The sequence below is a fragment of the Alkalibacterium indicireducens genome (assembly GCF_039522005.1).
GTDB lineage: Bacteria > Bacillota > Bacilli > Lactobacillales > Carnobacteriaceae_A > Alkalibacterium > Alkalibacterium indicireducens.
The window spans coordinates 1-4647 of the sequence record NZ_BAAADA010000008.1; the positions used below are offsets into that span (position 1 = coordinate 1).

Here is a 4647-nt window from a genome sequence, read left to right on the forward strand (position 1 = left end):
GCAGTCGCAATTATATAACACCTTAGGTGTTGTGCCCCCGACCACGTTATAATTTTTTGGGAATCTAGGTTTTAAAAGAAAATCAGCTGAATCAAATATCAAAAGCGGCATAATAATCGGTACCAAGTCAATGACACCAAGGGTCAAAGGCTATTTTTTAACTGCAAAACTTGAGTTATAAAGATTACTTAACAGGAAAATATAAGGAGAAAGCCAAGTATAATTTTAAACGTAAAAAGGATGCATTACTTTGGGAAGCTAATATGAAACTTAACAAAGCCAGTGGAATGGATATTGGGAGCAACCCTTATTTTTATGATTACTTTGAGAAATGGATTGATACATATAAATCAGTACCCAATGTATCAGCACGTACGTTTGATAATTATGTTACCACGAAGAACCATGTTAAAACATATTTTGAATTTGTAAAAATAAAAAATATAACAAAGGTGAACTACCAAACGTTCTTAAATGAACTAGCCTCTAAAAAAGCTAAATCAACTAATCAGAAGATGAATAAACATATCAGGTCATGCGTTAAGGATGCCATTGAATCAGGTATAATAACAAAAGATTTCACGTATAATGTAACGGTATCTGGATTAGAAGGACAGTCTGAAGAAGATAAATTTTTATCTGAAGATGAAATCAAACGTGTAATGTCTGAAATAAGAAATGGGATAACTTTAGATATGACCACTCGTTGGATGGCTATTCTACAATTTGCTGCTGGATTACGATATTCAGAAGTAGCTGGTTTAACAGTTGATGATCTTAAAAATAATACATTACGTATCAATAAAGCCTGGGATTTTAAAGGGAAAAAACTAGGGCCAACTAAGAATGGCCTTAATCGGACGATTCGTATTGAACCTGCCGTTTTTAAAGAGTTGAGAGCCTATGCCATCAAAAAGAAAGAAATGAACTTAAAACAAGGTATTTCCAACGATTTACTCTTTACAACTATTGAGGGTCTACCACCCTCTCATACTGCGATGAACAAAACTCTTAGAAGAGCATGTAAAAGAGCTGATGTGAAAAAAGTGACGTCTCATGCTTTACGACACACACATGTCTCTTTACTAATTTATCATGGTATGGATATAGTAAGCATATCTAAAAGAATTGGACATTCTAGTCCAACAACAACTATCGAAAAATACTCTCATATCATTAATGAGTTAGAGCATAAGAATGATTAAATCTCGGATGAAATGATTGCTAGCATCTTCTAAATTTGTTCAGAAACTATTCAGAAATTTATTCCTGAATGGCGATTTATGCCGGTTATCTAATTGTCTGATGATGATTAAATCAGTATAGAGGTTGATAACGAGCATGTATTTAAGTTCTCCCGAAACGTATAAAAAAAGCAAGTGATCCTGAAGATCACTTGCTTTTTTTATTTGATCCTCTTTCCAATACAAATAGAACCGGCAGACTATCCACAGCCTGCCGGTTCTATTTATTATTATTTCTTAAAAGTACAGGTGATCAATAAAGGTGCAAGTAGTTGTCTTTCTCCCACTGACTGACCGCAGCTTTATAAGAATCCCATTCGACCATTTTAGCTTTAACGAAATTCGTATAGATATGATTACCTAAAGACTCCTTGATCACATCATTTTTCTTCAGTGCTTTAAGAGCGCTATGAAGGCTGGTAGGTAAAGACTTGATTCCCTGCTGTTCCAGCTGAGCCTCGTCCATATCATAGATGTTGTCATTCGTTTCTTCAGGTGGTGTCATTTCATTGGTGATGCCGTCCAGTCCAGCTTTCAGCATCGCTGCTAATGCCAGGTACGGATTAGCCATCGGATCAACTGAACGTACTTCCAGACGAGTAGACATGCCTCTTGATGCTGGAATTCTTATCATCGGTGTACGGTTACTTCCAGACCAGGCGATATATACAGGAGCCTCATAACCAGGTACCAGACGCTTGTACGAGTTAACGGTTGGATTGGTAATCGCAGTAAATGCCGGGGCGTGATGGAGCAGGCCTGCCAGAAATTGATACGCTTCTGTACTTAATTGTCTTTCATCCGACTCATCATAAAATACATTCTCGTTATTTCTGAATAAAGACATGTTACTGTGCATACCTGATCCATTAATACCAAATACAGGTTTAGCCATGAATGTCGCATGTAATCCATACTTACGGGCGACCGTCTTAACAACTAATTTAAAGGTCTGAATATTATCACAGGCTTCAACTGCATCTGCATACTTCCAGTCGATTTCATGCTGTCCAGGGGCCACTTCATGATGACTCGCTTCAATTTCAAATCCTAGATCTTCCAGTTCAAGAACGATATCCCGTCGGCAGTTTTCAGCCAGATCAGTTGGAGCCAAATCAAAGTATCCACCATTATCATTAGGTCTTTCAGTTATTTCATCGTTTTCATCTAGTTTAAGTAAAAAGAATTCAGGTTCGGGCCCAAGATTGAAAGACGAATAGCCCAAATCTTTTGCTTCTTTAAGTACACGTTTCAAATTGTTTCTCGGATCTCCCAAAAACGGCGTCCCATCAGGATTCACGATATCACATATCAATCGTGCCACACGCCCTTTTTTTGTCGATTCCGTTTCCCAAGTAAATACCAGCCAAGTATCAAAGTCTGGTTTCAGATACATGTCCGATTCCTGTATACGAACAAACCCTTCGATAGAAGATCCATCAAACATCATTTTGCCGTCCAGAACTTTGTCAAGCTGACTCACAGGCACCTCTACGTTTTTTACTGTTCCCAGTATATCTGTGAACATCAAGCGCAAAAAGCGTACATTACTCTCTTTTACATCTTTCATTATTGTTTCTCTTGTCATCTTCGTCATGTCTTACTCTCCCCTATCTATACCACTTATTGTATTACTTACATTTAGGTTGCTATTAAAAGCACTTTTGAATAGTACCACTAGATGATTTACCATGCAATAGGAGGTTAATATGTAAATGAAATACGGTTATTTACAGAAGATTATTAAGTTCAAGGTGAGTATACTTTCGATAATTAATAACCCACCTGCCTCCCTGCTACTTTTCAGCAACAAGAAGACAGGTGGGTATAGTTTAATAGAGTTCAAAGTAACGATCAGTTTCCCACTGCGTAACAGCCTTGGTAAAGTTATGCCAGTCTGCAGATTTCGCTGCGACAAATCGTTCAAAAATATGTTCTCCTAATCCGTCAATAATTGTTTCATCTTTTTTAAGAGATTCAATTGCTTCATAAAGGTTCTGTGGCAGAGACTGTATATTATTTTCGTCCCGCTCGATCTGGTCCATATTATAGATATTCTTGTTAACTGGACTGGGCGCGCTTTTTGCTTCACCGATTCCTTTTAATCCTGCTTTGAGCAATACTGCTAATGCCAGATACGGGTTAGCTGTCGGATCTACGCTTCGCAACTCAACTCGCGTAGAATTACCTCTAGAAGCCGGCACTCTAACCAGTGGGGTTCTATTAGTTCCTGACCAGGCAACGTAAACAGGTGCTTCATATCCAGGCGTCAGGCGCTTGTAAGAGTTGACTATCGGATTACATACCGCAGTGTAGGCTTGAGCATGATCCAGAAGGCCTGCAATGAACTGGTAAGCTGTTCCACTTAATCCATCTTCAGATTCAGAATCGTAAAATGCGTTACCCTCTTCATTGAAAAGAGACATATTGAAATGCATACCGGATCCACTGATGTTTTCAATCGGTTTAGGCATGAATGTGGCATGAAGGCCGTGCTTCCTGGCCACTGTCTTGACAATAAGCTTGAATGTCTGGATATTATCACATGCTTCTACAGCATCTGCGTATTTCCAGTCAATTTCATGCTGTCCGGGAGCAACTTCATGGTGGCTTGCTTCTATTTCAAATCCGAGAGCTTCCAGCTCCAGCACGATGTCTCTACGACAGTTTTCAGCCAGATCTGTTGGCGCCAGATCAAAATATCCGCCATTATCATTTAATGTTTTACTTGGTTTGCCATTCTCATCCAGTTTAAACAGCAAAAATTCAGGCTCTGGTCCCAGATTAAAGGATGTGAAGCCAAACTCCTTCATTTCCTTCACAACACGTTTAAGGTTGTTTCTTGGGTCTCCTGCAAAAGGCTGACCGTCAGGCATGTGGACATCACAAATGAAACGGGCAATCTTGCCGTCACCATTTTCAAGTTTCCATGGGAATATCAGCCATGTATCTAGATCAGGATGCAGCTTCATATCACTTTGATCAATTTCTACAAATCCATCTATTGATGAGCCGTCAAACGCCATTTCATTATTCATGACTTTTTCCAGCTGACTAACTGGTACCTCCACATTTTTGATTACTCCATCGATATCTGTAAACATCAATCGGAGAAACCTCACATTCTTCTCCTCTGCTTCTTTTCGAATCGTCTCTTTTATCTCGGCGGACATAGTCCTGTCATCATTCCTTTCACCACTTCTCAGCGGCTCTTTTTATTCATACATATTAGGGTACTAGTAAGACAGACTGATGTCAAACGAGAGGTCTTGATGTGTGAATTCAAAATTATACACTCTTCTGTTCATTTTTTAGATAGAAGCTAAAAAAAACTTCGGCTACGCCTTCGCCCTTTTGGGATAGTGCGTAGCCATTACTTTTTCAGTTCTGAATTATCGTAGAC

3 protein-coding genes are annotated in these 4647 nt (G+C 38.9%); 1 reads left to right on the forward strand and 2 read right to left on the reverse strand.

Annotation, left to right across the window (positions count from 1 at the left end):
- Positions 1-170 precede the first annotated feature (170 nt).
- Entirely contained in the window at positions 171-1205 is a 1035-nt protein-coding gene (locus ABFX15_RS00570) for a tyrosine-type recombinase/integrase (RefSeq protein ID WP_346023622.1), read from the forward strand.
- 292 nt (positions 1206-1497) lie between these two features.
- On the opposite strand, the gene glnA is transcribed toward ABFX15_RS00570, so the two are convergent.
- Positions 1498-2841: a type I glutamate--ammonia ligase gene (gene glnA, locus ABFX15_RS00575; RefSeq protein ID WP_346023623.1), complete on the reverse strand. Its 1344-nt coding sequence runs from the start codon at positions 2839-2841 to the stop codon at positions 1498-1500.
- A gap of 235 nt (positions 2842-3076) precedes the next feature.
- Entirely contained in the window at positions 3077-4417 is a 1341-nt protein-coding gene (locus ABFX15_RS00580) for a glutamine synthetase family protein (protein ID WP_346023624.1), read from the reverse strand.
- Positions 4418-4647: the final 230 nt, after the last annotated feature.

What these genes read in the sequence shown, in the direction of transcription:
- ABFX15_RS00580 (WP_346023624.1), bottom strand. Translation starts at nt 4,417, where the DNA reads ATGTCCGCCGAGATAAAAGAGACGATTCGAAAAGAAGCAGAGGAGAAG.
- glnA (WP_346023623.1), bottom strand. Translation starts at nt 2,841, where the DNA reads ATGACGAAGATGACAAGAGAAACAATAATGAAAGATGTAAAAGAGAGT.